Origin of the sequence: Acuticoccus sp. MNP-M23 (assembly GCF_031195445.1) — a bacterium.
Classification (GTDB): domain Bacteria; phylum Pseudomonadota; class Alphaproteobacteria; order Rhizobiales; family Amorphaceae; genus Acuticoccus.
Genome location: NZ_CP133480.1, coordinates 686,321 through 711,979 on the forward strand (window position 1 = coordinate 686,321; position 25,659 = coordinate 711,979).

Genomic DNA, 25,659 nt, shown 5'->3' on the forward strand with positions numbered 1-25,659 from the left:
ACGATAATGTATCCAAATTGGAAAACCAAGGCGCACCCATGGTTGAGCAGGAAATCAAAAGCGTAGAGATCGTGGAGGTCTCCCCGCGTGACGGGATTCAAAATCAGCCGAAAATCCTGTCGATGGATACAAAAGTCGCGTTGATCGAGAAGGCCATCGCGGCGGGTGCCCGGCGCATCGAGGCGGTGAGCTTCGTCAATCCCAAACGGGTCCCGCAGATGGCTGGCGCCGAAGAGCTGCTGGACCGTCTCCCCCGTGGGGCAGCGCGCTATATCGGCCTCGTCCTCAACCAGCGCGGCTTCGAGCGGGCCATCCGCACACCGCTCGACGAGGTCAATTTCGTGGTGGTGGCGAGCGATACCTTCAACCAGCGCAACCAGGGTGCCAGCACCGCCGACACCATCGGCGTCTGGGAAAATATTGCAGCCGAGGCACGCGGAACCGTGGCGACATCGGTGACCGTGGGCGCAGCGTTCGGCTGCCCGTTCGAGGGTGAGGTGCCCATCGACAGGCTGCTCCATGTGGTGGACGCCGTGATGGCGCACAGCCCCCACGAGCTGGCGCTGGCAGACACCATTGGGGTGGCGGCCCCGACCGACATCGAAGCGCGCGTCAGCGCCGTTCGAACACGCTTTCCGGACGTGCCGCTGCGCCTGCACCTTCACAACACGCGCAACACAGGCATCGCCAACGCCTATGCGGCCATCAAGGCGGGCGTTGCGGTGCTGGATTCCTCACTGGCCGGCTCCGGCGGGTGCCCGTTTGCGCCGCGCGCCACCGGCAACATTGCCACCGAAGATCTGGTCTACATGCTGGACCGCGCCGGGATCGAGACCGGCATGGACCTCGACGCCCTGTGCGATGCGGCGCGCTGGCTGGAAGACGCGCTCGACAACACCATGCCGGGAATGGTGATGAAGGCTGGCGGTTTTCCCGCTGAGGCGCCCGTACAGAGCGCGGCCTGACATGATGGACGGCGAGCCGCAGAGGGCCGCTGATCTCGCCTACCTCGCCCTGCGCGACGCAATCCTCACCGGCGAGCTTGCGCCCAACGTGCGGCTGACCGAGACAGCGCTCGCCGAAAGCCTCGCCCTCTCGCGGACCCCCGTGCGCGATGCGATCCGCCGGCTCATCATGGAGGGGTTCTTGTCCCGCGTCCGGGGTGAGGGCTTGCGCGTGATCGGCCTTCAGCCCGACGAGGTGGAGCAGATCTTCCAGATCCGGCTGATGCTGGAGCCGTTCGCCGCCCGGCGTGCCGCCCGCTTCGCCACCGATGCGCAGATTGCCGAGCTGCGCGACCTTGCCGAAGAGATGTACGCCATCACCCCGCCCTCCGACGCCGAGGAGAGCAAGCGGTTGCCGGAGCGCAATTCCCGCTTCCACAACCTCATCATGGAGGCGGCAAAATCGCCGCGGCTGTCCACAATGCTGGCGGCGACGGTCAATGTCGGGCTCGTCCTTCGCACCTTTCGGATGTACGGCGAGCGCGACATGGTCCGCTCTGCCCGCCACCATCTGGAAATTGCCGACGCCATCGAGGCACGGGCGCCGGAGTGGGCGGCCAGCGTTATGGCGTCCCACCTCCATGCCGCAGCAGCCGTTGCCATGCGCGGGGATGACTGAACACGCCGGCGGTCCCTCACAGCGCGCGTAAAACGATCAGCCCGCCAGTGGTTCGCGCTGGGCTGGCCGCGCTGCCGGGCGCGAGATGCCGGCGGACGTCTTGCCCGCCCCGTCACCGCTATTGCCGAACAACATCCGGTCACGGCCGCTCATCTTGGCCCGGTAGAGCGCCCGGTCCGCCACCTCCAGTGCGGCGTCGAGCGCCATCGGCACCTCGCTCCAGCAGATGCCGACGCTTGCGGTGACCGGAACGCCGAATTCCAGTTCGGTGGTGCCCACCGCAGCGATCGCTTCGCGGATCCGCTTCACGACAATGGCGGTCTGCGTCTTGTCCGCGCCCGGCAGGCAGACCGCAAATTCCTCACCGCCGAAACGGGCGGCAATGTCCGCATCGCGAATGGTCGCGCGCAGGCGCCTCGATACACTGACGAGAACGCGGTCGCCGACAGCATGTCCGAACGTGTCGTTCACCTTCTTGAAATGGTCGAGGTCGATGAGGATGCAGGCTGTTCCCGAGGAGACCGGATTGCGGGTCAGTGTGGCATAGAGCGTCTCGAACGCCCGGCGGTTCATCAGACCCGTCAGCGGATCCACAGAGGCCTGATGCGACAGGTGCCGCTCACGCTGATTGCGCCTTTGATCGCGTTCGAGGATCCCGCCAACCAGCATCGCGCCGACGATGTTGATCGACACCAGAAACGGCAACGCGGTTGTCAGGATCGGCCACCAGCTTTCTCGCGGCAGCAAAAACGTGCAGACGTAGGACACACTGATTGCCAGCCCAAGGGCCAGAAAATGTTTCCCCTTGATGTCCGGCACACCGCGCGAGAGGTGCCGCCAGACAAGCCCGGCAACAGTGGCCAGCAAGAGAGACAGTACGCAGACGTGCGCATGCCCCGTCTCCTCGGCAAACCGTGTCGCGGCCGCTATGGCGAAACCGACGAGAGCAGCAAGCGGCCCGCCGAAGGCACCGGCACACCCGACGAAAAGATTGCGCGGATCGATCTGAACGCCGCTCACCACCATGATCGGCTGCAGCGACGCGGCGACCACACCCATACCGAGAATCAGTCCGAACACGATCTGCCGGGTCAGGCGCGCCGAAACCGACCGCCTGACGAACACGAAGAAAAGCGCACTCAGCGCCATCAGGCCGGCAAAATCCAATAAAGGGATCAGGTAAAGCGAGAGCATCGTGGTCTCCAGACTCCTCACGATCTTCGCATCGCACCGAAAATAAAGAGGAATTCTCAATCGCCTCACCCGTACACCCGGTCACAACGTTCTTAAAGGCCCTCTTCGGACTGTTTCAGGAGTTTTTGCAGCAGCTCAGCCGTTGGCTCAGTCCATCGCCCCACCGCGACGTCCGGCCATTGCGCGTGCCTTGCCTGATGCCCTCCGACGACCCCGATTGCTGCCGCAATGCACTTGGCGGCGCATGCCGGGGGCGGACGTGAATGCACCGCACAGCACGACGACGGCGCCCCGCGACGACCTTTGCCGCGACGCCTTGCGGAAGCCTCAGCTGCCATGCTACCGGACATCCCAAGAGCGTTGCGGTTGTAGCCTGTTTTGGATGTGCCGGATTGGTGCTGATCAGGGTGGGTCTGGCTGACACGTTCGGTACGGAGCCGTGGCCGAGAGGCTGAAGGCGGCGGTTTGCTAAACCGTTAGGCGGGGTAAACCCGTCTCGAGGGTTCGAATCCCTCCGGCTCCGCCATCATCCCTCCTAACCAATTGAAATGGCTTGGAATTTTAACCGGGCTTTTGATGTACCAGCCATAGCACCTGCCATCCTCAGCGCCGACGATCTCGTGCGATTCCGTGGTAGCCTCGGCAGCTCCATGCGGTAGAGTTGCGACATAAAATTCGTAACGGGTCGATTTTGATACCGGGACCAATATCCGTTTTAAGCGGAAAATCCATTTTATATCAGGGCACAATACCAATGATATGTGGGTGCACATTGAACCAAACATTCGAAATTCACATTTCTGTGGAGGTTCACGGATGTGTGGAACGTGCTAAATGAATGCTCCTGAGCTGAAACGCTGGCTAAGCAAGCATGGGTGCACGTTCGACACGCATAAGGGCGGCAGCGGCCACCTCACCGTCAAAAGAGGAGATAGGAAAACGCAGCTGCCGATGCACGGTGGCCGTAAAGAGTTGGGAAGCGGTTTAGTGGCGAAGATTAAGAAGGATTTGGGGTTAGCATAATGGCCTTCTACCCTATCAAATTTGCGATCGATGGTGACTCTTGGCTTGTGACCTCGCCTGACTTTCCCGAGGTCACAACGTTTGGCGACACACAGGAAGATGGCGCGAGAAACGCCGTAAGTGCTATCGAGGAAGCTATTTCGTCTCGGATGGCTGATAATCAGGTTTTGCCTCCGCCCTATGACGATCGCGAGGGTGGCCAGTATGCGGTGCAGCTACCATCGATGAGCCTGCTCAAGTCTTGGCTCTATATGATTTGTAAGCTCGATAATATTAGCCGTGCAGAGTTGCAGAGGCGGCTCGACGTGGGACGTGAAACCATCGATCGTCTCTTTCGGCTAGATCACAATAGCAAGCTTGATCAACTTGAACGGGCTTTTGAAGCTGTGGGGCATCCGCTTGAGTTTGGTCCTGCCGGGCGGGCATGGACTCATGAAGCCGCCTAAGCTCCGGCGCCTATGACCGGCGTCGCGCTCTCTCGCGCGCGACCGCCGAGCATCGTTGAGCGCAATATCTCCGGCGACTGCTTCCCTTGAAGGGCGCCCCGCAGTTCTCACACAGATGGGATACACCGCCAGCATTCTGGCAGGCGTGCGAGCAGAACCGCGCACGGGCGTTCATGTTGGCTGGCACATCCGCACCACACCGTTCGCAAGGTGGTCGCCCTGCCTTCGCCTCCAGCACCGCATCGGCCTCAAGCTGATCGTGGTGGCGTATCTGGCAACGCAGCGAGCAATAGATACGCTTCACCGCGTGCGGCTTGGTGCGGTCGATCTTGCCGCCGCACCACGGGCATAGGTCACGAAAGTCGAGCGGCTGTGTCATAGGCCCGTTCGTCGTTGAAGTTGTGTAGGCGGGCAAGGCGCATGTGGTAGGCCTTCGCACAGAGCGTCCCGCAGAACTTGGTGTGCTCGCCCGGCAGCGGCTTGTGGCACCGCACGCACCGGGTCCGCTCAATCTGCGCACCGGCGCCGAGCTGCACGTAGTCGGGCTGTCCTTCGGCCCATGTCGGGCGGACGGCACCAACAAGCGCCAGCCCGCGCGCCACCACGTCCCCCGCGATAAGGTCAGCCTCGGACCACAGCTTGCCGCGAAGGCAGAGTCGCGAGCGAATCGCTTGGCGGATGGGTGCCTCGAAGGCGAACTTGGAGGGTGCACCGTCCTCCAGCCCGCCACGGATAATGTCAGCGACGGCCGCGGCCATCATCTGGCGGCGCCGGTCATTCAGGCCGCGCGGTGCCTTCGTCGGCGGCACCGGTGTCGGCCATGAGACACGGGCCAGCACGTCAGGCCCAATTGATGAGTTTTAAGCCGGCCTCAACCTGTTGCGGCTCCAGCCCCGCCTGGTTGGCCTCTGCGATCGCCTTGACCATTGTGCCGAACGCGCGAGCCCGCCCGCCAGCGTCGAAGGCCTGGAGGGGTCGCATCACGTCCAGCGTGACCACCGCGCCGAGTTTGTCGGTGGCCTCCTCGGCGATGGCCGCCGCAATCGGTTGCAACACCCACTGCGCAAGATGGCGTTGAGCCTCACGGACAAGCGGCCCTTGTGCCGCCGAGCCGAACCACGACGGCAACACCCCGAACACCGCGGAGACGCCCTCACGGGCCGCCGCAAGGCTCTCAGCCGTCATCGCCCGCGAGAGGTCTGGCGTCAGATCGTTGGGCCGCCAGTCGGCCTGCGGTGCCGGTCCGCCGGCCGCGCTTACGTTCACGGATTCGCGCACCAAGACACGCCCCCGCGCGCTGCGAAAGCCTCGGGCAAGCGCCTCCAGGTCCGCCTCGGGCGCCTCCGGAAATGGGACAATCATGCTGCCCACCGGCGCCAGAGCATAGGTCTCTGCCAACGCCACCTCGAGCGCGTGCAAGAGGTCGGCGGTCAGGCTGGCACGCCTCAGCGGAGCGCTGCCGAACCACGGTTGCGACGGGTCCGCGCCGATGGTGACGTGCAACACTTCGGACGCGAGCACCGTGCGGCTTGTCGCGCCGCCGGTGTCGGCGACGGACACGCGATAGGCGCGCGGCCGGCCGTTGCGGGTCGAGAGGTCCCAGTCTGAAACCGGCAACAGCCCATCGGCATCGGCCACGAGAAGCGCCTCGCCGCGCAAGGCCAGGGACCGGCCCATCATGGCGAGCGTGCGGCGGTTGAGGAACGTGGTGCCGGTCACGTCGGCGAGCGAAAGCCCGTGCTCCCACAAGCTGACGCAGGACTGCACCGTCGCCGTCAATTCCGCCAGCCCGCGCCCGCCGGTGATGTACGCCTCGCGCGCCTGGATCACCTGAGCGGTGTAGCCAGTCGAGCGCTTTTCGATCTCGGGTTTACGCCAGGGCCAGCGCATGATTCGCCCTCCGGTAAGGTCTGAGAAGGTCTGCCGCGCCGCTGTTCTGGAGCGCCTTGGCGATCCATGCGGCCGGCCGCTGATAGGATTCGCGGATCGCACCAGCCATGTCGGCCTCGTAGGCGGTCACGCCCGCACGATCGTCGGTGTCTGCGAGGTAGGCGACGAGGCGCGCATGGGCCTCCAGGACGGCATCGGGGCACGGTCCCGCGCCAACGTCCGCCGTGAAGCGCCACGTTGCGCAGCGCGGCAGGATCAATCCGCCGAGACGCCCCGAGGCCATGGACACCGGCTGATAGGCATTGCCTTCCCACTCTTCGGCGGTGTCGATGGTTGCAGGTGACAGCCGCGGCAACCATTCGCCCGGACCTTCCACCACCCAAACGACTTCGCGGACAGTCCAGCGGTGCGCGACGTAGGCTTCAATCCGCTGCCACGCCACATCGCCGTCCGTGTTCGGATAGGCCGCCGGCGCGGTTTCCACTTCGCCCAGGATGATCGGGATCATGCGCGCCACCTCCGCATTGCGCGGGTAGGCCGCGCGGGTTGATCCGGCTGCCAAGCGCGCGCCTCGATCTGTGCCGTGGGATAGGCCGGCCGGGTGACGGTGCTGATCTCGAACAAAGCCGCGCGGGTGATCGTCCGCAGCATGTCCGCGCCGCGCCGCTCGATCCGCTCGCCATCGCTGGCAACACGAAAGCCCGGTGAAAGTCCGCGGATCAGCCCGGACGCATGGGCGGCGAGGAAGTCTCGTGCCCAGGACGTGCCACCGTCCAGCGTCGCTTCGATCCGCAGCGCGTCGGCGCCATCGGTCAGGTTGAGTGTGCCCGCTGCCCGAGAGGCGAGCGGGCGGTTGTAGTCGTGTCCGGCGAGGAGGTGAATATCCTCGCCCGCGTCGATCCGGTCAGCGAAAGCCCGTGCGGCGATCACCTCGTGCCGGCCCGGTGCCAACTCGGTTTCAGCGCCATAGGGGAACGTCGCCCGGAGACGGGTTGCCCCGCCTTCGCTGCGCAATTCCAGCGCGCCGAGAGACGCCCCCCACAGCATCTTAGGCGCCCGCTTCGAGCAGAAGCCCGGTGAGGAGCTGGAGCTGTGCCGGGCGGGCGACCGTGACGTCCATCGTCGCGAGGGCCGTGATGCGAAGGCCGCCGGACTGTGCGTCGGTGAAGGGATCGCGGATCATGTCGATTGCGCCCCAGGCGCCAACGAAAATCGGTGCGATACCGCCTGCCGAGGTCGTCAGAAGGGCCTGCGTCTCCAGCGGGTCGCCTGCGGGTGCGGCAAGCCCGTTGGTCGTCATGGCGATGTTGCTGACCGGGATATTGCGGGTCAGCTTATCCCATTCGGTCCGGGCGAGGTCCGCGTCGGACGTGTCGTCCAGAAGGCTCCACAACTCGGGGCGGATCAGGGCGCGGATGCCGCCGGGGCCGGTCGCTGCGTTCGCGGTCATGAAGCGCACAACGCCGGCCCGCACTGCTGCCCAGGTCGCAAGCGCGTCCACGTCGGTTGCGGTGATGCCGTAGGTCGCGGCGCCGGTGATGACGCCGAGCGGCTGGCCGTTGGCGCCGGTGCCGAGGAACACCGCCCGGTCCATCGCAACCGCCATCACGCTATTCATGTCGCGACGCACCGCCTGTTCCAGCGCGGCGCCGGACTGCTTCAGCGCCTTGCGGGTGATCCGCATTTGGACGCCGAGGTTGTGATCGGGCGCCAGCGCGCGATCCGTCGTGGCGAACGCCGTCGGCCCCGCGACGTTCGCGGTCTCGCCATCGGCCCACCCGGCCGTCACCGCCGACGTGACCACCGGCCACTCGACTTCGCCGTGGTCGATCTGGATCACCTGAGCGCCCATGCGGGACGCCGCAGTGTCAGGAAACAGGCGGTCGATGATCGGGCGCGTCTGGATCGGATCGGGCACACCGGCCGCGACGGTCTCGCCGGCACGCACTTCCAGCGCCTGCCACGGCACCGGCACGCCGCGATAGCCGCCGCGGCTCCGCAGCTCCTGCACCACCTCGCCGGTGCGCCCGCTGAACTGCCGGCCTTCGTCGAGGTAAAGCGCCACCTGTCGCATCTCAAAGCCGGACACCAGATCGGCGTATTCGCGGCCTTCGCGGGTTTCCAGCTCCTCGCCGGCCTCGCGCCGTTCGGTGTCCTCGGCGATCAGCGCCGCGCGGAAGCGAACCTCGTTCGTCCGATATTCGGCATCGAGCGTGTTCATGGACCGCTGCTCGTCATCGGTCGGATTGTCGTTGCTCGCCAGCTCGGCAAGCTGCTGCCGGATTTCGCTCTGGCGGCGCTGTAGTTTGGTGCTGTTCAGCATTTCACGTCCTCACGCAGAAGTGCCGCCCACGCGAGGCGGTCGGGGTTTGGGGCGGATCGCCCTTGTTCGAGGTTGGTCTTGCGGGTGTGACAGCCGGGGCAAAGCGGCTGGAGGTTCGAGGCGTCCCAAGCCAGTTGCGGGTCAGTCCGCACCGGCTTGATGTGGTCGATCTCAAGGCGAGCACGGGCACCGCAGGCACGGCACTTGAAGCCGTCGCGGCGAAGCACCTGGAGGCGCAACGCAGCCCATCGGGCGCCGCGGGTGATGTGCTTGGAGTGGCGGGCGATCATCGGCCCACCCGCAGGTCATAGAACAGCGGTTCGCCGTCGGTGGCGAGTTGCGCCACCGCGATGATGATCCAGTCCTCACCGTCCATCCGCAGCGCGTCGGAGGTGTCCGGTTCGATCGGCAGTCCATCGGTTGAGACGAGGACGCGCATGTCGCCAGGCTCCAGCGAGCCGCTTTGCTGGTGCGCGAGGACAACGGTTGCGTCGATCGTCGCGGCGGTAGCCGGGTAGACGGTCGCCTCGCCGGGTATTTCGTTGCCATAGCCGTCATCGGTCGGCTCGCCGGGACGCACGATCTCAACCGTTCGCCCGAAGCGGGCGATCAGCCGGGTCGCCGTCCGTTGGAATGCCGGATTCAGCCCCATGCCATTCGCCCCTTCGTCGCCGTCGCGCGGCCGACCATGCGAGCGCCTTGCGCCACCGCGATCACCGTGGCCGCCGCAGCGTCGATCCGGCCGTTGGAGCGGGCCTTGGCGAGCTTCAGGTTGTTTGCAGGATCACGCAGGCAAACCGCGTCCGCGAAAGCCGATCTCAACAGCAGCGACGGCTTGGACTTCACCTGTCCGTCAAAGGCCGCGCGCCGGAAACGTTCGCAGTCTTCGCCACCGTCACGGAAGCCTTGGCCGCGCCAGACGATGGGGAACCGCAGCCCGGTCGCGTCTATCGCCTCGCCGAGTTCGGCCTGTTTGTAGCGGTCAGCAACGATGGCGGCGACTTCATAGCCTTGGACATGACGGGCAACTTCATTCAGCCAGGGCGCCACCGGCACCGTCTGCTCGCCGAGCACGTCCAGCTCGCCGCGGTCCTGCATCTCGCAATAGCGCGCGCTGACACCATCAGCTTGTCCGCGATCCAGCAGCGAGGGTTTCGACGGGAACGTGCCGAGGCATTCGAGCCGCCCGGTGGCAGGCCAGAAAAACGCCGCTGCGGACATGCTCGCAGAGCCGCCTAGGTCGACGCCAATGACGCAGGCGCCCTCACGCGCTGGAAGGTCGGACACCTCGCAATTGAGCCATTCGTCGGTGGTTAGCAACACGTCGCGGGCCTCGCCGCTGACGCGCTCGTTTCGGTGAAAGAGGCGGTAGGATGTGAGGGTCGAGCCACCGCGTGCGATGGCGCGCCGGCCTTGCGCTTTCAGCCATTCGACGCTTGCGCCAATGCCCGCTTCCGCGCCGGGATTTGCCAACATCAGGCTTTCGCGGTCATCAGCAGGCAATGAAGGCGCAGGCCGGTGCTCTTGGGAAAAGACGCCAACCTGCGCTTCATCCAGCCAGCGAGAAAACGGGTGGCTGTCGTCGCTCGCCGAAGTGCTGATAATCAGCGCCCGGCCACCACGCTTGCCCAGGCCGGTCAGCAGCGCGTGCTCCAGCGAATCGCCCCTGTCGAGCGCCCAGTGGCCGCGTTCGTCCATCAGCACGAACGTCGGTGACGTGCCTAGCGCTGACTTGCCGTCCGCAGGCAGCACGCGGATTTCATGCTCGTTGTCGAGAGTGACAGAGAGGATCGGCGAGCGACGAAACTGGAGACGTGCCCGGATATCGTCAGGGAGGCTTCGCGCCAGACCCTCAATATAGGTCCACGCAATTCGGCCTTGGTCGCGGGTTCGAGCACCAATCAAAATTTCGCGACGGGGCTGGGCGTCCCACACGCCGAGGAGAGCGCCGAGAGCGAGGCCGGCGGACAATGCCGTCTTGCCGTTGCCGCGACCGACACTGAGGCAAGCGACGTTCACGCCGTCGGCAAGCGCACCCTTGAGGAACGACTTCTGGAACGGCGCCAGCTTCAACGGCCGGCCCGCCAAGGGTCCCTCGGGGATCTCCAGCGATGTGAGGAACCGGGTTGCAAGGGTTGCGTCAGTTGCCATCTGCCACCCCCAGGTAGCGAGCAAGGAAATGTCCCACACCGGTCCCACCCTTCAGCAGAGACGCGGGCATTGGGACCAATTTGATGTGCGGTGCTGCGGCAGGCTTAGCCAAGCGTCTGTTCTCGCGTGCGGTATCATAATACCTCAACAACGCTAAGCGCTCAAAGGTATTCCGCTACCGTCCACAAGGTATCGCGCACTTGGCGGGCTTCGTCGCTGCCTTCGTTGGCGGCCTTCTGCAACCTGCGGAGGCCGGCCTCGCGGGAAGTTCCTGTTGGCCGGTCGTGTATAATATCAACGACCGGCCCCATCCGTCCGGTATGCGGATCGCGTGCCTGACCTGCCGTATGGATTGTTAGCGCCGCCGGCTGGTTCGGCGTGCTCACTCTAACCTGCCCCCTATCAGTCCGGAGGGGGCCTAGAGAGGGGGAGGCAGTGTAAAGTGATTGTGGCCATGATCCGGCCTAGTCAGACGGTATTGACCGGCCAGCCTGCGGCGACCGTCAGGCGGCCTCACAACTTCGAGAAAACCCCGCTCAAGCAGCACATCGCGCGCACGCCGGATCCGCGTCCGGTGCCACGGCAGCGTCCCCGCCTCAGACATTGAGCCCGGTGCAATTGCGAACGACTTTCGGTTCGAGTGGTAAGCCTCGAACATGTGCAGCAACATGAATGCATCGGGGAAGTCTAGGAGACTATCGCGGGCGGCGTCCCACGCCGTGACTTGAGGCTTTCGCAGCCCGACGAAATTCGAGCCGCGCGCCTCATAGCCCCATGCCGAGCGTGCGACGTTGCCAACTTCGCCGGCCGATAGCGGGTCGGGCATCTGTTCATTCCAAGTTGTGCACACGTCCTCCAGCGCGGCGAGGTCGTCACAAGAGCGCGCCTGCGTCATCGCAAACCGAAAGAGCCGGTTGTTGCGCTCGCCTGCCTGGACGCTCTCAGCAGGCCGGCCAGCGTATCCTGCACCGGCTTCCAGCGCCCTCCGGCGGATTGTCGGCAGTCGCGCCACATCGGCGAGTGAGCCTGTCAGGAAACGATAGCCGGCCCCTAAGTCGTCGCGCCAGCTCGGCGGGGCAACGGTGAAGCCACTGCCGAGCACGTCGACATTTACTACCGGGCGAATAAGCCGGCGTTCGCCATTGTGGCGATACCAGATTTTGCTTTTCCCGCTCGCCGTTCTGATCGTTATCGGGCTTTCGCCGAACCTCTCCAGCGCCGCGCCGAGCGCCGCATCGCCGACAATGTCAACGTCGATTTCGGTCAGGCCGGACGCCTCGCCCATGACAACGCCGAGCCCGTCAGCGTGGGGAAACTTCTCGGCCCATGCACGCGCCGAGCGTGGCGTCGCGCGCTGCCAGTTGCGCACCGCAGGGCGCTTGCGGCGGGTATCCACCGGAAAGCACGGCAAACCTGCGGCAGAATAAGCGTCTGCATGGGCCGCGAACACGCCAGTCACTAGGCGGCGTGCCTTGCGTCGTGGCGGGCGATGTTCGCGAGGCCAACCGCCTTGCAGGCTTCGTTGGCGGAAAGGCCGAACCGCGCCTTCAACGCCGGAATTATCGGCCGCGGCTGGTCTTCAATCGAGGTGTCGAAGAGAAATTGCGCCGCCTCGGCAACGGCGGCCGACACCGTGTCAACTTCATCGCGTTCGCGGGTAAGCTCGCGGCTCCTGGCGGCCATTACGCTGCCGCCTTCGCAAGTTCCCAAGCCTCAATTTCGCTCAGCTTCCAGCGCGTGCAGCCGGGCGACAGCGTCACCGCGCGTGGGAACTCGGCCTGCTCGCGATGCCAGCGCCAGACGGTCTGGCGCGTCACGCCCCAGCGCGCAGCAAGATTTTTGTCGGAAGCGTATTGTTTTGCCATTTGGGCACCTCGTTGTTACGGGTGCCGTCTAAAATTCACATGTTCGGGCCGTCTAAAATGCCCCGGCTATTATCTTTCTTTCCTGTCAGCCGCTTTTCGCCGCCCACGCCGCTTCGCACTGGACGATAGGAACACCACGTCCTTTGGCTCGATCCGCGACTCCAGCGCGTCGATATAAAAGTCGTTTGCAATAAACCACAGGTCCGCAGCCAGCTCTACTTTGCCGACCGTAAGCTCTTCAAGGCCCCGCTTCGCCGTTCTTCTTGCTTCGCGCCATGCCAAACGGCCAGTGTGCAGGTCGTCGAGAGCGCGACGCTCATCGGCGTTCCCCTCTCCCCACCAAGCCGGCCCCTTGACATTGTCAGCACCTTGCGTGCGAACGAGAAGGCGTTTCAGGCGCCGTTCTGTCTCCTCCGCGTCCATCATGCTCGTGCAGCCATCTGCACGACGTTCGCCGCATCTTCCTCGCCGTGAAGGAAAGAGCCCCAGCTCGCCATCATCGCACGCCGCTTCTCCAACATGTCCCCGCGCCGATAGGCTCGCTCCACTTCTGAACCGACTGTGTGCGCGAGCGCGATCTCGGCCATTTCATAGGGCCATTGAGTCCGCTCGGCGGCCCAATCGCGGAACGTACTCCGCAGCCCGTGCGGAACGGCCGGTCGTCCTGATCGGCGATCCAGATAGCCCCCTTCCCGCGCGGTGTTTACGCGCCGCATGCACGCCGACAGCGCCATGTCCGACAGCATCCCGCCCCGCGCCGCCGGGAACACGAAGTCGCTGCCCTCCATCCGCGCCAATCCCTCCAGAAGCGATATCGCATCGTCGGTGAGCGGGACGCGATGTTCGACACGGGCCTTCATCCTCACCGCCGGCACGACCCACAACCGCGCGGCAAGGTCGATCTCTGCCCACACCGCGCCACGAACCTCGCCGGAGCGCGCCGCTGTCACCGCCATGAACTCCAACGCGCGCGTGGCGCTCCCGTTGCGAGCGCGCACATCCACGAACCAGTCCGCAGCCTCGTCGAGCTTAAGCGCCGGGTGATGCTCTACCGTCTGCACCTTCGAGGGCTTCGGAAGGATAGCATCTAGATTGCCGCGCCACCGCGCAGGATTGTCGCCGGTGCGATGCCCGTTGACGGTCGCCCAGGCCAGCACCGCTTCCACTCGCCCGCGTAGCCGTGATGCCGTCTCGTTTTTCTCAACCCAGATAGGGGCGAGGATACGTTGCACGTCGGAAACGCCAATATCCGACACCAGCATGTCACCCACGGCCGGGACCGCGTAGGCATCCAGCGTGGACCGCCACTGCTTGCGGTGCTTGTCGCTGCGGAACTCAGCGAGCTTGTTTTTAAGATACCGTTCCATCGCGTCGCTGAAGGTCATGCCCCGCTTTCGGGCCGCTACCAACGCCGCCGCCGTCGCCTTCCGATGCTCCACCGGATCGACACCCTGCCGGATCAGCTCGCGGGCTTCTCGTGCGCGATCACGCGCGCCGGCCAACGGCACGTCGGGATAACCGCCGAGGCCGATATGGCGCCGCTTGCCGGCCACCAGACACCGCAGCAACCAGGACCGCGCCCCGGTCGGCGTCACTTGCAAAATGAGCCCGTCGACGCCACCAACGGCGAATGTTGCGTTGAGGCCGTGTCCGGGATGCCGAAGACGCTTCACGTCAAGCGCCGATAGCTCCCGCGCCTTCTTCGGCATAGTTCGATTCCCGCTGCGTCCGCCATAGGCCGAAAATCAGCCTACCAATCTACCCGCCAACAGGTATGGCATTGGACGTTACAGGTTGCAACGGGACGCACCACGAAGGAAGCCAAACTCCCACAGGAACTGCCGATTTTGCGCTTGGATGACACAGCTTGAAACATGGCAATGGCTGCCTCCGGCTCCGCCACGCACCCCCTACACATTTCTCTGATTTGAACGCTGGGCATTAAGCCCGCGGAACAGGGCGCGTTTTCGTCCTGCTTCCGGCACGGGCCCGTCCTGTATCGGCGGTCTCAGCCCGGATTCAGGCGTCCGTTCAGGGCGGTCTCCTCCGGTCGGCAGGAAGGTGGAGTTTCGGCCACAAGGGCAAGAACAGGGAAATTTGCGGTGTATCGGCGGAAAACAGGCCGAATCCGGCGCACAAGGATGGTCTCGTGCGCGCGAAGGGACGCAACTTCAATCGATTAGCGGCCACTGAAACCCGATTCCCTGTTTATGCGCGGAACAGGGTTCGAGAAGTGCATAACAGGTCGCATTGTTTCGCATTAACAGGGGTCTCAATGAGCATAACAGGGCGTTTGGCCGGACAATCCATAGCCCGGCTGCTTCCGTTCTCTTCGATGCCACGGCCGCATCGGGCAGCGTTGTTTGCTGCCCTACGCGCGGCCCACAGCTGCTCCTGGTCTTGCCAACCGAGCGGAATATCGCTGGCGAGCAGTGCCGAAATGGTGAGGCCATGCGGTTGGCGTCCTTCAAGGATGGCGCGCTGCAGATCGGGCGCGAGGAAGGCGAGCCGAACAAGTCGGCGCCGGTAGGATGATTCCGGGGAGGCGTCCAACATAGGAAGCCCGCGCGCATCCCGGCGAAGCATTGCGTGGGCCTCGCGTAGCGCTGCGATCAGCTTCGGGTCTGGCCGCGCGACCCGTTTGCCACCGCCCGAGATCAAGGTCCGTCCGCCCCGGACGGCGATGCTGAACGGAATGATCAGGCGGCAGGCTGCTCGATTCGTCGGATCACGCTCGACCATCTCGTCGCCATCGATGTGGGCCCGGATTGTCGCCAGATGTTCAGCAGGCAACGTCAGCCGGATGGAGTCCCGATGGACGTCGACGCGACGAAGGAGGTCAAGCGGCTCGGCGCCAAGCCCATGGAGGAAGCGGCGCAGGATCTCGCTGAGCCGGCCCTCGAAGGAAGCGGCGGGAACACGGCCAACCACGCCATCTTCTGCATCGCCACTGCGCCGCCCCTGCTGCAACGGTGCGGACACGGTGTAGCGGTAGGTCTTGCCACGCGCGCCGCGTGAAGACGTCGGAGACATGGGCGCGCCAGCGGCATCAAAGATGCGGCCGACGAGGGCTGCGGTCTGTGGATCGCTGTTGGCAGTCCCCATCCGTCTCGGATTTGCATCGAGCTGGCGCCGAACCGCCTCGAAAAGATCAGCACCCACGATGGCCGGATGCTGGCCGGGATGGGCGTGGTCGCGGTGGAGGGTCATTCCCAGATATGTCCGGTTCCTGAGAAGGTGGAACAGCGCGCCCCGGCTGAACGGCTTGCCACCGAGCGTCCGCCCCTTCGCCGTCACGCGCGACTTGGACCTGATGCCGCCCTCATCCAGCCTGCGCTCCAGTTCATGCACTGAGCCGAGTTCGAGATAGGACGTGAAGATCGAGCGCACGGTCTCTGCCTCGGCAGCGTTGACCTCGAGCGCGCGTGATCCCGGGGCTGGCGTGTCGTCTCCGAGAGGCAGTGTGCCGCCCATCCACATCCCCTTGGCCTTGGAGGCGGCGATCTTGTCCCGGATGCGTTCGCCGGTGACTTCGCGCTCGAACTGGGCGAAAGAGAGAAGGACGTTGAGGGTCAGCCGGCCCATGCTGCTGGTGGTGTTGAACGCTTGGGTGACGGAAACGAAGCTGACGCCGTGGGCGTCGAAGATCTCGACCATGCGGGCAAAATCGGCGAGGGAGCGGGTCAGCCGATCGATCTTGTAGACGACAACGACGTCGATCTGGCCCGCGGCGATGTCCGCCAGAAGCCGCTTCAGCGCCGGGCGTTCCATTGTTGCACCGGAGATGCCGCCGTCGTCATAGCGGTCCGGCAAGGCCCGCCATCCCTCGCTGGCCTGACTCTTCACATAAGCGGCGCAGGCCTCCCGTTGCGCATCGAGGCTGTTGAAGGCCTGTTCGAGGCCTTCCTCTGAACTCTTGTGAGTGTAGAGGACGCAGCGCTTGATCGATGGCTTCGTCATGGCCGGCCAGTCCCGATATCCTGCTTCCGCAGACCAAAGAACCGCGGTCCGTTCCAGCGCGCGCCGGCGATTGCCGTCGCGACGGCGGAGAGGCTGGGAAAGAGTTCGCCGCGCCACCGAAAGCCTTTTGCTTCGACAACGACCTCGATGAGCTCACCCTTCCAGTTTCGTCGCATGACCGCGCCGAGGCCGAGGTCCAAGCCCTCGGCCTGAATACGGCCAGTGGCGGCCAATCGACGCTTTAATCCCGTTCGAGCCCACCAAGCGCCTCGGCCTGAAGGCGCCATGCGAGCATGAGCCGCATCAGCTCCGCAGAGCGCAGCTTTGGAGGCGTGCCCCAGCGCGTGCGCCATTTTACGCGCAGCCTGTTGAGATCGGAATGACGGATCGCATCCACGTTGGTTGCAAGCACGTTGTCACTCATGCCGTGTCTCCGATGCGATAACGGCGGACGCCGTCCGCCTTCTCCGAGGTAACGGTCAAGCCCTTCTTCTAGAGCGCGCCACGAACCGAATGGGTCTGCCAGCCGGTCGCGGCGGTCATCTCGGCGAGGGTCGACCCCTCGGGTCAGGAAAGCAACTCCGTCAAGACAGCGAGCTTCATGGGCTTCAATGCGGCCGGCGCGGACGGGCCGGCCGTGCTTCCGGACTGAGGAGTCGCCGTTCGAGATAACGCCCTTGAAGGCTTTACCTCGTGCTCCGCCCTGGCGTCGGCGGCACCCCTGACATTCGATTTCTTCGTGGGGGTCATAAGCGGCTCCCGGTTCCGCAGCGGATCAAACTCCGCCGCTACCGGCACATCCGGGCTTTGGGCTTCGCCAACCCGATCCTGATCGACGACGACAGCGTGATTATCGCCGGGGACGGACGGCTGATGGCCGCGAACGCAATCGGAATGACCGAAGTTCCGACCATCGCGCTGCGAGGTCTGGACGAGGCACGCAAACGCGCCCTGCGGCTCGCCGACAACAAGATCGCGCTGAATGCTGGCTGGGACATTGATCTTCTGCAAGCCGAGCTGGGCGAACTCTCAACGCTCGATGTCGACCTTGATCTGACACTGACCGGCTTTGCATCGGGCGAGATCGACGTGATCCTCGGCGGTTCCGAGGACCCCGACGATGAACTCGTTCCTGCCGTGCCAAAGACCCCGCGGACGAGGCCAGGAAATGTCTGGATCTTCGGCGAACACCGCGTTGGCTGCGGCGATGGGCGCGAACCTGAGTTCCTGCGCCGGGTAGTCGGAAAAGATGCGGCGGTCGACGCTGCCTTTCTCGATCCGCCCTAAAACGTGCCGATCAACGGCTTCGCCAACGCGAAGGGCCGTCATGCCGAATTCGCGATGGCGTCTGGCGAAACGACCGAAGCGGCGTTCTTCACCTTCCTTGCAGAAACTCTTGGCGCCGCCGCAGTCGTCTCGCGGGACGGTGCCGTTCACTTCGTTTGCATGGACTGGAGGCACACCGACCAGCTCTTGACCGTCGGCCGCTCCGTCTATGGTGATCTCCTGAACCTTTGCGTGTGGAACAAGTCCAACGCCGGGATGGGTTCACTTTATCGCTCGAAGCATGAGCTGATATTCGTTTGGCGGGTCGGTGCGCGGGGGCGCATTTCAATGCCGTAGAGCTCGGCAAGCACGGTCGCAATCGAACGAATGTCTGGGACTATGCGTCGGTCAACTCGATGAAGGGAAGCCGGCGCGAAGACCTCGCGCTGCATCCAACCGTAAAACCGACGGCGTTGGTGGCGGATGCGATTCAGGACGTCACGAAACGTGGCGACCTCGTGCTTGATCTCTTCCTTGGATCCGGGACGACGCTGATCGCGGCCGAGCGTACAGGGCGGCGGTTCCGGGGGGGGGGGGGAATTGCTCCTGGCTACGTCGATTTAGCGCTCGCACGCTGGTCAGCAATGACGGGTCTTGAGCCTGTTCTCGAAGAGGTGTGAGCGTGGTGGACGATGTCGCAGACGCTGTGGCGCCGCGCCGGGGTCGGTTCGAGAAAGGCAGAAGTGGAAATCCCGCGGGACGGCCGCGCCGGACTCGATCCAGTGAGCCCACTGCGTCGGCCTTCGATGTGATCGTGGCAAAAACGCTGACAGTTTCTCGGGATGGTGGTGAACACGAAATCTCGGTCGAAGAGGCGCTGCAGCACCGCACGTACAAGGCGGCTCTTGCCGGCGACCGCGCCGCGCAGCGCGAGATCCTCAAGATGATTGCCAAGAGAGAGGCCGCTCTTTCAAAGACCCGGGAGCGCTCCACGTCGAAGGTGGTCGTGAAGTAGGAGGCTCTTGATCCCCGCAACGTCGATGACGCGCTCTTACTCCTTGGGATCGCTTGCGAGGACCCGCGCGATCACAGAATGCGGTGCGAGGGCCGACACCTGCTACTCGAACAATGGGCGGTGCAGGCCGCACTCTCTCGTCGACGTGGTGGGGCCAGGCTTGAGGATCGGGACGTCGAGACAATCAAACGGTGCACGCGGGATGCGGAGACGTTGCGTTCGCCGCAGAGCGTCAAGCGATGGGGGCACGCGTTCAGGCAGGGCGAAAGAAGAGATTGGCTACGGTCGACCACCAAAGGCGACGCAATTCCAGAAGGGCCGCAGCCGAAACCCGCGGGGTCGTCCGAAAGGCTCACGGCGAGAGATCCCATATGATGGGAGTACTCGGGCAGACGGTCCTGATCCGCGAAGGAGGCGTCGAGCGACGCGTCACCGCGGCGGAGGCCTTCCTGCTTCATCTGGTAAAAAAGGGACTTGACGGCGAGGGAGCGTCGGCACGGCAAGCGATGGCTGCAATCGAGGCGGCGCGCGACAAGCAATTGATCGACGAAACATCTCCTATCACGGTGATCATACGCTCCTTTGTTACGCTTGGAAGCGTCAGCGATGCGGGTGAGATATTGCGCATCAGCCGAAAGCGGGACCGCTTTCGTGAGACAGCGCACCTCGTTCTGGAACCCTGGATCGTTCAGGCCGCCCTCGACAGGTTTTGAGATCGGCGGCTTACACTCGAGCAGCAGAAGATCGTCTTCAAGGCGACCCGCTCACCAGGAAAAGTAGACTGGCCCGCATGGTGGAACGTTCTGCCGTGACGGCAAAGCCGCCATCGAGCCGATAATGCACGTTCATCGAACCGGCCTTTCGAGGCTTCGCAAGTTCGACGGTTTTTGAGAATTACCGTCCTTTCGCTTTTGATCCAAAGCGGTCTACCAGGCCCGCTGTCGTCACCGTCCGCTTTGCGCCCCTAACCAGACGTTCCAATACGCACTCGGCAAGTTCAGCCGTTGGCCTCAGCAGGCGACAGCGAGCTTTCAGAAACGAAGCCTCCAGCGTCTTCAGCCGCTGGGCTTCAGACACGCTCATCCCGCCGAACTTGGCCTTCCACGCGTAGATCGTCCCCTCGGACACACCGTGCTTGCGGGCCAGCTCGCCCGCCTTTGCCCCGGCATCGTTCTCCCGCAGGATCCCGATTATCTGCTCTTCCGTGAATCTCGCTCGCTTCATTCGTCCGTCCTTTCAAGGGTCGGACCCTAGCTCCAAGTGGAGGAATTTCTCAGGGGCAGGTCAAACTAAATATTGTATTTAACTTCTCAAGTATATCATACACAGAAGATTATTGAGAGAGTTGCGTGCTCGGTCCTGCTTGATTGCAGTTTCGGCGCGCCGTAAGGTCACGTTCGGCGGTGGCCGCATGCGGGGTGGGCGGATGGAGACCAACGTAGCGAACCCCGGCCCAGCGTGGTGGATTGCACCCGGCGAGACAGACACGTTCGCGTGGCTCGCGCTCGGATTTCTTGTCGCTATTCTTTTCCTCGTAGTCTTCCTCTACGCAAAGTTTGACCAGTATACCGAGCATAGAGGCAAAAACACTCCGTTGAAGACCACCATCCCTACGATGCTGGTGATCGGATTGGCCTACGAGCTTCTTCCACCGCTCGCGCACTTCAGCTACCTCCTGCCGCTCGCGCTGATCATCGCCGCTCTGGCCAGAGACATCATGCTGTGGTGGAGCCCGGAACATACCCAAGTCACTGAAGTGCCTGGTCGTGATTGAGATCCTCGTCACGTCCATTCCGTTCTGGCTGCGCGTCCTTTATCTACGCTGGCGTGGCATGCCAATCACGCTCTACAATCTTCACCGCGCGCTATTTCTGTGGTTGGTCCTCGCGCTCATCGTTTTCTTTGCGGTGTTTTACTATCATCCCAAGTCCTACAGTGGAGTGGTGCCGTTTCGCATCGTGCCGGTTGTCGCCGAGCGAGGCGGCACGGTAACAGCTGTGATGGTCGAGGTCGGCCAGCGCGTGGAACCGGGCGAGGTCCTCTTCACAACCGACGACAGTCAGGAGTTGGCGGCTGTCGAAGTGGCCCAGCGGCAACTCGAAGAGATCGAAAGCGCCGCCTCCTCAGCAAACGCACAAGTGCGCGCCGCGCAGGCAACCGTTGACCAGGCGAGCGCCGCGCTGAAACAGGCGAGCGCCAGCCTTGCCGACCAAGAGGAACTTCGTAGTCGCAACTCCTCTGCATTCCGCGAGAATGAGTACGAGCGCCTCACAAACACCGTGACGGCCCGAGAAGCCGAGGTTGCTGCGGCGACCGCGCTTCTCGAGACGGCGCAGCTAGAAGTCACCGAGCGCCTGCCGGCTCGGCGGGAGAGCGCCAATGCCACGCTCGCTCAGGCTCAGGTCGAGCTTGACCACACGAATGTACGCTCAAGCGTCGCTGGCACCATCCAGCAATTGACCCTCAACGTAGGCGCTCGGGCCGGTCAGACGAACCTCGGCCCGGCCATGTTGATTGTGCCAGACGGACCGCTCCAGATCACGGCAGGTTTTGCTCAGGCTGCCCGCTCCGTGCTCCACACGGGAATGGCGGCCGAAGTCGTGTGTTACTCAAGGCTCAACGTCATGATGACCGATGCGGTCCTGCCGGCACGGATCGTCCGCATCCAGAACGTGATCGCCGCGGGGCAGATCGCGCCGACCGGACAGCTTCTCGAACCATCCTCCGTCGCCAACGAAGGCGATGTTGTTGTGAACTTAGCGCTCGAATACCCGGAACACGAAGCCCTGCTTCCGCGTGGCAGCAGCTGCATCGTGCAGACCTACACCACGCACCTGTCCGGCCCCCTGGAAGGCGGCCTCGTCTCACATGCGGTTGAAGCAATGGGCGTCATCAAGGCCGTCCTCCTGCGGACCAAGGCTTGGACCGCGCTCGTGACCGGTGTTGGCCTGGGCGGCGGCGGTCATTGAGCCAATAGCCGCAGGGACTCGGTTCCTTCGGCTTTTCCCGCGGCGGTGAACGTTGCGGGTGGCCTTGCATTTCGCCGGAGGTGCGCCCGCTGTTCGTCTCGCGATCGGGTTGAGAATAACCCTCCAAGTCCAATACCGTGACAGACGCATAGCCCGGGCTCAGGTCGCGATGATGATGAGACATTTCATGGCGCACCTCTCGTTGCACAATTCACGACTTATGCAACATCGGTGGAATGTGAGGTTTTCGGCGGTTTGCAGATGTTGCGTATTCACGTTGCGGATCGATGGCGCGATTCAGGCGCTTGCCGCACCTCGGTGCTCACGACAGCGGCACGCACGGCGTGTTGAGAGCGCGTTCACTGTTTTCGCCGCCTATGGGCAGGCTATCGCATCCATAAATCACTCCATGGGCATGAGCGGATTTCGCGAGACAGAGCTTTACGGGCCGGTCAAAGGCTTTCTTGAGCGTCAGGGGTTCGCTGTGAAAGGCGAAGTGGCGGACGCCGATGTCGTGGCCTGTCGCGGTGATGACCCGCCGGTCATCGTCGAGCTGAAGGTGGGCTTTTCGCTTTCCCTCCTCCACCAGGCCGTGGCGCGACTTGCCATCACAGATGCCGTTTACGTCTGCGTGCCACGGCGCTCCGGACGAATCGCCTCGCGATCGCTGAACGACAACCTCAAACTCTACCGTCGCTTGGGTATCGGCGTGATGACCGTGCGTTTGAGCGACGCCCTTGTGGAGGTGCATTGCGATCCGGGCCCCTACACGCCCCGCAAGTCCATCGCGCGTCGGGGACGCCTGCTCCGCGAGTTTGCCAGGCGGCGTGGCGATCCGGCACAGGGCGGTGCTACGCGCTCCGAGCAGGTCACAGCCTATCGTCAAGATGCGATTTCGATCGCAGCCCATCTGGCCGCGACCGGCCCGAGCAAGGGGGCGGCCGTTGCCAGTGCCACGGGTGTTGCGGCGGCGACGCGAATGATGCGCGACAACCACTATGGCTGGTTCGAGCGTCTGAGCCCGGGACTCTACGCATTGACTGACGCCGGACGAGATGGGCTGACGCGTTATGGCATTGCCCGGATGCCGCCACCGGTGAACACCCAGGGTCCGGAGCTCGGAGCCTCCTGAACTCGTTCAGAAACGCCGATCTTGCGAGAAAGGTTTGGGAGGAGCAGCTCATCGAAACCGTCGAAGGGCTCGAGACCGAGGGTATTGGCTTCCGCTCACTGACCGAGGCCATTGACAAGATCACCTCGGGTGGCAAGCTCGTCTTCCACATCTTTGGCGCGCTCGCCGAGTTCGAGCGTGCCATTAATCGAGAGCGGATCCGTGCAGGCCTCGATGCCGCGAAGGCACTCGGCCGGACTGGCGGGCTACCCAAGAAGCTGACTGACGCGGATCTCAAAGCCGCAATGGCGATGCTTTCGGCAGAGGACTTCACCGTGGACGAGGTCGCGAAGCGCATGGGGGGGTCGCCGGCGACGCTCTACCGTTATCTGCCTGCACCGCGCGCCACGATCACACGGAATGAGCCGACGTGAACGAGCTCGATCTCTTCCCGACTGAAGTGCACTTGCGCTGCATCGACCAGTTGTAGAGGAGAGCGCCCGAACCACCGCGATCTGCCCCGCAGGGTGCAATGGGCGGTGCGTTGCCGCCAAGGCGCGGGCGCGCGAGGCAGACGGCACCGTCTGCATTCCATGCCGCCTCGAACGCGAACGGAGGCTTGTCGGAACAGGGGCGGACGCCGAAGCGATCGCAGACGAAGATGGTAACTCCGTCCTTCGTGAAAGTGCGGCCGTCGCCGGCGTAGTCGGCGCGAACCATCCGCGTGCACGCGGCAAAAAGATCCGCGAGCGGTGGGCCCCTCGACGTCTCCTCCCACGGTCGATAGCCCCAGAGAATACACTTGCCTTGCGCACCGGAGGTGCAGGTCAACCGCGGCCTCAATTCCGCATCCAGGACGGGTAGCGCCAGGCGGCGTCCGTCGCGATCAGGTTGGCAAAGTGCAACACGACGGCCATCACGTTCGGCGGTGAAATCGTACAGTGTGACAGGGCCGTGTAGCGTCTGTACGTAAACAACTCGGCGCAACAGAAGTGGCGTGTCGGCGTAGAGCAACGTGCGGCCGACCAGGTATCGGCCGGCCGGCACGCCATGTTCAGGGGCGACGATGTCCGTGCCCTCCACGAGCCATGTGGCAATGGGCCGATCCGTCTCGCCGTCGCAGCCGGTGAGGGCCGCGGCCAAGGCGAAGAGACCTCCGAGCAGAGCGCGACGGAGGCTTGTGCGGCGGTCCATCACCAGCCTTTCCCCTAGCGAAGCGCGTGCAGGATGGTGCCGACCTCGATGGCGAGGCCGTCGAAGCTCGTGCCATTGGAACCGCAGCGCCAACGCGTGCACTCGCTGATGGGCAAGGCGTTGGACGGTACTGCGGCCGCAACGGTGATCGCGAGGGCGATTGCGGCAAGAGCCGCGCTTATCAAACGTTTCATTGGTAGATCCCTTATTGTTTTCATGAAAGTGTGTGTTGACTGTTCAAATTAAGCGGATTGTTATTGTTTACTTTTTCACAGAATTAAGTGTTTGCAACAGCAGTGCGTCGGGCCGGTTCAGTGCAATGAACGCCGGGCGTTACCAGTGTTCTTGTTCGGCGGATCGCGTCGAAAGAACGCCCTGACCCGCCGCCCGTTCTTCGAGCGCCGGCGCTACTCCTTGCAGCGCCAGCAGGTCGTGTCCCCCGGCATTTGCGGAGGGCAATCCACCTCGACGCAGATCCCGGCAACATTCAACTCCTGGCCCGGACCAAACGTCTGGAATGGGCCGTTCGCACGAGTCTGGATGGCGAAGCCTTGCCGCGCGGGGACGCGGCCGGGCAGTCGAGTCTGACGTTCGGACCCCGATGCGCGCATGTTCTGGGCGAACTGCACGACTGAAGCCCCGGGGGTCCTGTCGAATGCCAATGCGGAGGCGGACTGGCCGACCATCATGGTGAGCGCGAGCCCGACAACGGCAAGGGATTTGTTCTTTTGAAGTTTCATAAGTAATACCTTTTGTGTTGTTAAGTCGACGTCGTCGACTATTCGAATATAGTTGCGTTGTTGATCAGCTTGATGTCGCAAAGAATATCAATTGCATCAATTGTATCCAGAGGCGTCGTTCTGGCGTCGAGAACAATATTGCGCAGCGGCAGGGCGTTCGGGGTTTCAAGGAACAGGTCAGGCTCTGGCGCATCAGGTTGGGCATCTTCGTGCGATGGTCAGCCGAAGACGTACCCGATTGACTTGCGATGGGTGATGTTGGGCTTGTCCGGAATAAGCAGCTGCATCGATCCGGACCGGAAGTTGATGTGCTGAACCCGGCGGAACAGCGGTTCGTCCTGGACGGATGAAAGGCATGCCTGAACACTGTCCAGGCTCGGGCATGCACGAAGGGGCCTCGCCTCGAGGTCTGTCCGTCAAGCCGGGCGACCCTTCGGAATCCGGTTGGGCAAGGCCCGTGACGGTTCAGGTGCCGAGGCACTTCTCGAGGAGGGCGGCGTCGGGGTGGGTCGCGCTCGGGCCGAACTCGGCGTAGCAACCCTTGGTCCAGGCGACCGCCTTGTTCTTGTCACCGAAGCCGCTTGCCGAGGCGCGGGTGCCGGCCTGCCGCACGCCCCGCGTGTTGGCCTTCGGGGCCGCCGTGCGCTTGGCGTGGAAGACGGGGCGCACGCCGCCGTGTCCGGCGCAGGCGACTTGGCTGCCGATCGCGTCGTCCGGGCCGAAGTTGAAGACCGTGCCGTCGTTGCAGGTCACGATCCGGTTCTTCGCCTCCGCGATGGCCGGGAGGGACACCATGGCCGCCGTGCCGACGGCGATGGCGGTGAAAGCCGGGAGAATGATGGTCCTGATGTTCATTTCGATTTTCCTTTGGGTTTTGAAGTTGTTTTCG

General features: G+C 63.7%; 35 protein-coding genes, 1 tRNA gene and 2 pseudogenes. 15 read left to right on the forward strand and 23 right to left on the reverse strand.

The features are described from left to right. The first annotated feature begins 38 nt into the window (after positions 1-38). A complete protein-coding gene (locus RDV64_RS03215) occupies positions 39-965 on the forward strand; it encodes a hydroxymethylglutaryl-CoA lyase (RefSeq protein WP_309197847.1) in 927 nt (308 codons plus the stop codon). A gap of 1 nt (position 966) precedes the next feature. Next, positions 967-1,623 carry a GntR family transcriptional regulator gene (locus RDV64_RS03220; protein ID WP_309197848.1) on the forward strand — a complete coding sequence of 219 codons (657 nt, stop codon included), beginning with the start codon at positions 967-969 and terminating at the stop codon, positions 1,621-1,623. 36 nt (positions 1,624-1,659) lie between these two features. Here RDV64_RS03220 and RDV64_RS03225 read toward each other — a convergent pair whose 3' ends face one another. Then, a complete protein-coding gene (locus RDV64_RS03225; protein WP_309197849.1) occupies positions 1,660-2,817 on the reverse strand; it encodes a diguanylate cyclase in 1,158 nt (385 codons plus the stop codon). Between the two features lie 433 nt (positions 2,818-3,250). Between RDV64_RS03225 and RDV64_RS03230 the strand changes: the two genes are divergently transcribed. From RDV64_RS03230 to RDV64_RS03245, 4 genes are all read left to right on the forward strand, one after another. Beyond that, positions 3,251-3,343, forward strand: a tRNA-Ser gene (locus RDV64_RS03230). Positions 3,344-3,651: 308 nt separating this feature from the next. Next, a complete protein-coding gene (locus RDV64_RS03235; protein ID WP_309197850.1) occupies positions 3,652-3,840 on the forward strand; it encodes a type II toxin-antitoxin system HicA family toxin in 189 nt (62 codons plus the stop codon). After that, positions 3,840-4,286 carry a type II toxin-antitoxin system HicB family antitoxin gene (locus tag RDV64_RS03240; protein WP_309197851.1) on the forward strand — a complete coding sequence of 149 codons (447 nt, stop codon included), beginning with the start codon at positions 3,840-3,842 and terminating at the stop codon, positions 4,284-4,286. The genes RDV64_RS03235 and RDV64_RS03240 overlap by 1 nt, the downstream gene beginning before the upstream one ends. Positions 4,287-4,401: 115 nt before the next feature. Beyond that, positions 4,402-4,638, forward strand: a complete 237-nt coding sequence (locus tag RDV64_RS03245) for a hypothetical protein (RefSeq protein ID WP_309197852.1) — start codon at positions 4,402-4,404, stop codon at positions 4,636-4,638. Position 4,639: 1 nt separating this feature from the next. Here RDV64_RS03245 and RDV64_RS03250 read toward each other — a convergent pair whose 3' ends face one another. The 17 genes and pseudogenes from RDV64_RS03250 to RDV64_RS03330 form a co-directional block, all read right to left on the reverse strand. Then, on the reverse strand, positions 4,640-5,095 hold the full coding sequence (locus RDV64_RS03250; RefSeq protein WP_309197853.1) for a hypothetical protein: 456 nt from the start codon (positions 5,093-5,095) through the stop codon (positions 4,640-4,642). 31 nt (positions 5,096-5,126) lie between these two features. Continuing rightward, a complete protein-coding gene (locus RDV64_RS03255; RefSeq protein ID WP_309197854.1) occupies positions 5,127-6,176 on the reverse strand; it encodes a phage portal protein in 1,050 nt (349 codons plus the stop codon). Further along, complete coding sequence (locus tag RDV64_RS03260; RefSeq protein WP_309197855.1) at positions 6,157-6,684, reverse strand: hypothetical protein; 528 nt, start codon at positions 6,682-6,684, stop codon at positions 6,157-6,159. The genes RDV64_RS03255 and RDV64_RS03260 overlap by 20 nt, the downstream gene beginning before the upstream one ends. Next, positions 6,681-7,223, reverse strand: a complete 543-nt coding sequence (locus RDV64_RS03265; protein ID WP_309197856.1) for an HK97 family phage prohead protease — start codon at positions 7,221-7,223, stop codon at positions 6,681-6,683. The genes RDV64_RS03260 and RDV64_RS03265 overlap by 4 nt, the downstream gene beginning before the upstream one ends. A gap of 1 nt (position 7,224) precedes the next feature. Continuing rightward, the gene (locus RDV64_RS03270) at positions 7,225-8,499 is read right to left on the reverse strand and encodes a phage major capsid protein (RefSeq protein ID WP_309197857.1); all 1,275 of its coding nucleotides are present in this window, start codon (positions 8,497-8,499) and stop codon (positions 7,225-7,227) included. After that, complete coding sequence (locus RDV64_RS03275; RefSeq protein ID WP_309197858.1) at positions 8,493-8,789, reverse strand: HNH endonuclease signature motif containing protein; 297 nt, start codon at positions 8,787-8,789, stop codon at positions 8,493-8,495. Before RDV64_RS03275 ends, RDV64_RS03270 begins: the two co-directional genes overlap by 7 nt. Continuing rightward, entirely contained in the window at positions 8,786-9,151 is a 366-nt protein-coding gene (locus RDV64_RS03280; protein WP_309197859.1) for a hypothetical protein, read from the reverse strand. The genes RDV64_RS03275 and RDV64_RS03280 overlap by 4 nt, the downstream gene beginning before the upstream one ends. Then, positions 9,142-10,650: a terminase TerL endonuclease subunit gene (locus tag RDV64_RS03285; protein ID WP_309197860.1), complete on the reverse strand. Its 1,509-nt coding sequence runs from the start codon at positions 10,648-10,650 to the stop codon at positions 9,142-9,144. The genes RDV64_RS03280 and RDV64_RS03285 overlap by 10 nt, the downstream gene beginning before the upstream one ends. Before the next feature lie 418 nt (positions 10,651-11,068). Further along, positions 11,069-12,100, reverse strand: coding sequence for a bifunctional DNA primase/polymerase (locus RDV64_RS03290; RefSeq protein ID WP_309197861.1), 1,032 nt, complete (start codon positions 12,098-12,100; stop codon positions 11,069-11,071). An 8-nt stretch (positions 12,101-12,108) separates the two neighbouring features. Then, on the reverse strand, positions 12,109-12,333 hold the full coding sequence (locus RDV64_RS03295) for a hypothetical protein (RefSeq protein ID WP_309197862.1): 225 nt from the start codon (positions 12,331-12,333) through the stop codon (positions 12,109-12,111). Then, the gene (locus RDV64_RS03300; protein WP_309197863.1) at positions 12,333-12,515 is read right to left on the reverse strand and encodes an AlpA family phage regulatory protein; all 183 of its coding nucleotides are present in this window, start codon (positions 12,513-12,515) and stop codon (positions 12,333-12,335) included. The genes RDV64_RS03295 and RDV64_RS03300 overlap by 1 nt, the downstream gene beginning before the upstream one ends. A 69-nt stretch (positions 12,516-12,584) precedes the next feature. After that, complete coding sequence (locus RDV64_RS03305) at positions 12,585-12,941, reverse strand: hypothetical protein (protein WP_309197864.1); 357 nt, start codon at positions 12,939-12,941, stop codon at positions 12,585-12,587. Next, positions 12,938-14,224, reverse strand: a complete 1,287-nt coding sequence (locus RDV64_RS03310) for an integrase arm-type DNA-binding domain-containing protein (RefSeq protein ID WP_309197865.1) — start codon at positions 14,222-14,224, stop codon at positions 12,938-12,940. The genes RDV64_RS03305 and RDV64_RS03310 overlap by 4 nt, the downstream gene beginning before the upstream one ends. Before the next feature lie 499 nt (positions 14,225-14,723). After that, entirely contained in the window at positions 14,724-16,475 is a 1,752-nt protein-coding gene (locus RDV64_RS03315; RefSeq protein ID WP_309197866.1) for a recombinase family protein, read from the reverse strand. Then, positions 16,472-16,708: a DUF2924 domain-containing protein gene (locus tag RDV64_RS03320; RefSeq protein ID WP_309197867.1), complete on the reverse strand. Its 237-nt coding sequence runs from the start codon at positions 16,706-16,708 to the stop codon at positions 16,472-16,474. The genes RDV64_RS03315 and RDV64_RS03320 overlap by 4 nt, the downstream gene beginning before the upstream one ends. Before the next feature lie 8 nt (positions 16,709-16,716). Then, positions 16,717-16,899 (reverse strand): DUF2924 domain-containing protein, encoded by a 183-nt coding sequence (locus RDV64_RS03325; protein ID WP_309197868.1) that lies wholly within the window; start codon positions 16,897-16,899, stop codon positions 16,717-16,719. Positions 16,900-16,967: 68 nt separating this feature from the next. After that, positions 16,968-17,033, reverse strand: a pseudogene (locus RDV64_RS03330) (DUF3489 domain-containing protein); the annotation flags it as partial. A gap of 249 nt (positions 17,034-17,282) precedes the next feature. Here RDV64_RS03330 and RDV64_RS03335 point away from each other — a divergent pair. The 5 genes from RDV64_RS03335 to RDV64_RS03360 all read left to right on the forward strand — a co-directional run bounded on the left by RDV64_RS03335 (position 17,283) and on the right by RDV64_RS03360 (position 19,469). Further along, a complete protein-coding gene (locus RDV64_RS03335; protein WP_309197869.1) occupies positions 17,283-17,762 on the forward strand; it encodes a ParB/Srx family N-terminal domain-containing protein in 480 nt (159 codons plus the stop codon). A 3-nt stretch (positions 17,763-17,765) separates the two neighbouring features. Then, positions 17,766-18,098 carry a hypothetical protein gene (locus tag RDV64_RS03340; protein WP_309197870.1) on the forward strand — a complete coding sequence of 111 codons (333 nt, stop codon included), beginning with the start codon at positions 17,766-17,768 and terminating at the stop codon, positions 18,096-18,098. Positions 18,099-18,157: 59 nt separating this feature from the next. Continuing rightward, on the forward strand, positions 18,158-18,421 hold the full coding sequence (locus tag RDV64_RS03345) for a DNA methyltransferase (RefSeq protein WP_309197871.1): 264 nt from the start codon (positions 18,158-18,160) through the stop codon (positions 18,419-18,421). A gap of 26 nt (positions 18,422-18,447) precedes the next feature. Beyond that, positions 18,448-18,756, forward strand: a complete 309-nt coding sequence (locus RDV64_RS03350) for a DUF5681 domain-containing protein (protein WP_309199421.1) — start codon at positions 18,448-18,450, stop codon at positions 18,754-18,756. 371 nt (positions 18,757-19,127) lie between these two features. After that, positions 19,128-19,469: a hypothetical protein gene (locus RDV64_RS03360; protein ID WP_309199600.1), complete on the forward strand. Its 342-nt coding sequence runs from the start codon at positions 19,128-19,130 to the stop codon at positions 19,467-19,469. A gap of 330 nt (positions 19,470-19,799) precedes the next feature. Here the strand turns inward: RDV64_RS03360 and RDV64_RS23810 are convergent. Continuing rightward, a pseudogene (locus tag RDV64_RS23810) lies at positions 19,800-19,980 on the reverse strand (transposase); the annotation flags it as partial. Between the two features lie 202 nt (positions 19,981-20,182). On the opposite strand from RDV64_RS23810, the gene RDV64_RS03370 reads away from it, so the two are divergent. From RDV64_RS03370 to RDV64_RS03385, 4 genes are all read left to right on the forward strand, one after another. Further along, on the forward strand, positions 20,183-20,530 hold the full coding sequence (locus RDV64_RS03370; protein ID WP_309197874.1) for a hypothetical protein: 348 nt from the start codon (positions 20,183-20,185) through the stop codon (positions 20,528-20,530). Beyond that, positions 20,523-21,725 (forward strand): biotin/lipoyl-binding protein, encoded by a 1,203-nt coding sequence (locus RDV64_RS03375; protein WP_309197875.1) that lies wholly within the window; start codon positions 20,523-20,525, stop codon positions 21,723-21,725. The genes RDV64_RS03370 and RDV64_RS03375 overlap by 8 nt, the downstream gene beginning before the upstream one ends. Before the next feature lie 415 nt (positions 21,726-22,140). Beyond that, on the forward strand, positions 22,141-22,857 hold the full coding sequence (locus RDV64_RS03380; RefSeq protein WP_309197876.1) for a DUF2161 family putative PD-(D/E)XK-type phosphodiesterase: 717 nt from the start codon (positions 22,141-22,143) through the stop codon (positions 22,855-22,857). A gap of 50 nt (positions 22,858-22,907) precedes the next feature. Further along, positions 22,908-23,270: a recombinase family protein gene (locus tag RDV64_RS03385; protein ID WP_309199422.1), complete on the forward strand. Its 363-nt coding sequence runs from the start codon at positions 22,908-22,910 to the stop codon at positions 23,268-23,270. Here RDV64_RS03385 and RDV64_RS03390 read toward each other — a convergent pair. The 4 genes from RDV64_RS03390 to RDV64_RS03405 all read right to left on the reverse strand — a co-directional run bounded on the left by RDV64_RS03390 (position 23,248) and on the right by RDV64_RS03405 (position 25,625). Then, positions 23,248-23,979 carry an ADYC domain-containing protein gene (locus RDV64_RS03390; RefSeq protein ID WP_309197877.1) on the reverse strand — a complete coding sequence of 244 codons (732 nt, stop codon included), beginning with the start codon at positions 23,977-23,979 and terminating at the stop codon, positions 23,248-23,250. The two genes, RDV64_RS03385 and RDV64_RS03390, sit on opposite strands and share 23 nt — an antisense overlap. Before the next feature lie 65 nt (positions 23,980-24,044). Beyond that, entirely contained in the window at positions 24,045-24,224 is a 180-nt protein-coding gene (locus tag RDV64_RS03395) for a hypothetical protein (RefSeq protein ID WP_309197878.1), read from the reverse strand. A gap of 213 nt (positions 24,225-24,437) precedes the next feature. Beyond that, complete coding sequence (locus RDV64_RS03400; RefSeq protein WP_309197879.1) at positions 24,438-24,770, reverse strand: hypothetical protein; 333 nt, start codon at positions 24,768-24,770, stop codon at positions 24,438-24,440. Between the two features lie 465 nt (positions 24,771-25,235). Continuing rightward, positions 25,236-25,625 (reverse strand): hypothetical protein, encoded by a 390-nt coding sequence (locus RDV64_RS03405; protein WP_309197880.1) that lies wholly within the window; start codon positions 25,623-25,625, stop codon positions 25,236-25,238. Positions 25,626-25,659: the final 34 nt, after the last annotated feature.

Bases quoted from the DNA above. Each gene is read 5' to 3' on its own strand.
- RDV64_RS03215 (WP_309197847.1), top strand. From the start codon at position 39: ATGGTTGAGCAGGAAATCAAAAGCGTAGAGATCGTGGAGGTCTCCCCG.
- RDV64_RS03220 (WP_309197848.1), top strand. From the start codon at position 967: ATGATGGACGGCGAGCCGCAGAGGGCCGCTGATCTCGCCTACCTCGCC.
- RDV64_RS03225 (WP_309197849.1), bottom strand. From the start codon at position 2,817: ATGCTCTCGCTTTACCTGATCCCTTTATTGGATTTTGCCGGCCTGATG.
- RDV64_RS03235 (WP_309197850.1), top strand. From the start codon at position 3,652: ATGAATGCTCCTGAGCTGAAACGCTGGCTAAGCAAGCATGGGTGCACG.
- RDV64_RS03240 (WP_309197851.1), top strand. From the start codon at position 3,840: ATGGCCTTCTACCCTATCAAATTTGCGATCGATGGTGACTCTTGGCTT.
- RDV64_RS03245 (WP_309197852.1), top strand. From the start codon at position 4,402: ATGGGATACACCGCCAGCATTCTGGCAGGCGTGCGAGCAGAACCGCGC.
- RDV64_RS03255 (WP_309197854.1), bottom strand. From the start codon at position 6,176: ATGCGCTGGCCCTGGCGTAAACCCGAGATCGAAAAGCGCTCGACTGGC.
- RDV64_RS03260 (WP_309197855.1), bottom strand. From the start codon at position 6,684: ATGATCCCGATCATCCTGGGCGAAGTGGAAACCGCGCCGGCGGCCTAT.
- RDV64_RS03265 (WP_309197856.1), bottom strand. From the start codon at position 7,223: ATGCTGTGGGGGGCGTCTCTCGGCGCGCTGGAATTGCGCAGCGAAGGC.
- RDV64_RS03270 (WP_309197857.1), bottom strand. From the start codon at position 8,499: ATGCTGAACAGCACCAAACTACAGCGCCGCCAGAGCGAAATCCGGCAG.
- RDV64_RS03275 (WP_309197858.1), bottom strand. From the start codon at position 8,789: ATGATCGCCCGCCACTCCAAGCACATCACCCGCGGCGCCCGATGGGCT.
- RDV64_RS03280 (WP_309197859.1), bottom strand. From the start codon at position 9,151: ATGGGGCTGAATCCGGCATTCCAACGGACGGCGACCCGGCTGATCGCC.
- RDV64_RS03285 (WP_309197860.1), bottom strand. From the start codon at position 10,650: ATGGCAACTGACGCAACCCTTGCAACCCGGTTCCTCACATCGCTGGAG.
- RDV64_RS03295 (WP_309197862.1), bottom strand. From the start codon at position 12,333: ATGGCCGCCAGGAGCCGCGAGCTTACCCGCGAACGCGATGAAGTTGAC.
- RDV64_RS03300 (WP_309197863.1), bottom strand. From the start codon at position 12,515: ATGGCAAAACAATACGCTTCCGACAAAAATCTTGCTGCGCGCTGGGGC.
- RDV64_RS03305 (WP_309197864.1), bottom strand. From the start codon at position 12,941: ATGATGGACGCGGAGGAGACAGAACGGCGCCTGAAACGCCTTCTCGTT.
- RDV64_RS03310 (WP_309197865.1), bottom strand. From the start codon at position 14,224: ATGCCGAAGAAGGCGCGGGAGCTATCGGCGCTTGACGTGAAGCGTCTT.
- RDV64_RS03315 (WP_309197866.1), bottom strand. From the start codon at position 16,475: ATGACGAAGCCATCGATCAAGCGCTGCGTCCTCTACACTCACAAGAGT.
- RDV64_RS03325 (WP_309197868.1), bottom strand. From the start codon at position 16,899: ATGAGTGACAACGTGCTTGCAACCAACGTGGATGCGATCCGTCATTCC.
- RDV64_RS03345 (WP_309197871.1), top strand. From the start codon at position 18,158: ATGAAGGGAAGCCGGCGCGAAGACCTCGCGCTGCATCCAACCGTAAAA.
- RDV64_RS03360 (WP_309199600.1), top strand. From the start codon at position 19,128: ATGATGGGAGTACTCGGGCAGACGGTCCTGATCCGCGAAGGAGGCGTC.
- RDV64_RS03370 (WP_309197874.1), top strand. From the start codon at position 20,183: ATGGAGACCAACGTAGCGAACCCCGGCCCAGCGTGGTGGATTGCACCC.
- RDV64_RS03380 (WP_309197876.1), top strand. From the start codon at position 22,141: ATGAGCGGATTTCGCGAGACAGAGCTTTACGGGCCGGTCAAAGGCTTT.
- RDV64_RS03395 (WP_309197878.1), bottom strand. From the start codon at position 24,224: ATGAAACGTTTGATAAGCGCGGCTCTTGCCGCAATCGCCCTCGCGATC.
- RDV64_RS03400 (WP_309197879.1), bottom strand. From the start codon at position 24,770: ATGAAACTTCAAAAGAACAAATCCCTTGCCGTTGTCGGGCTCGCGCTC.
- RDV64_RS03405 (WP_309197880.1), bottom strand. From the start codon at position 25,625: ATGAACATCAGGACCATCATTCTCCCGGCTTTCACCGCCATCGCCGTC.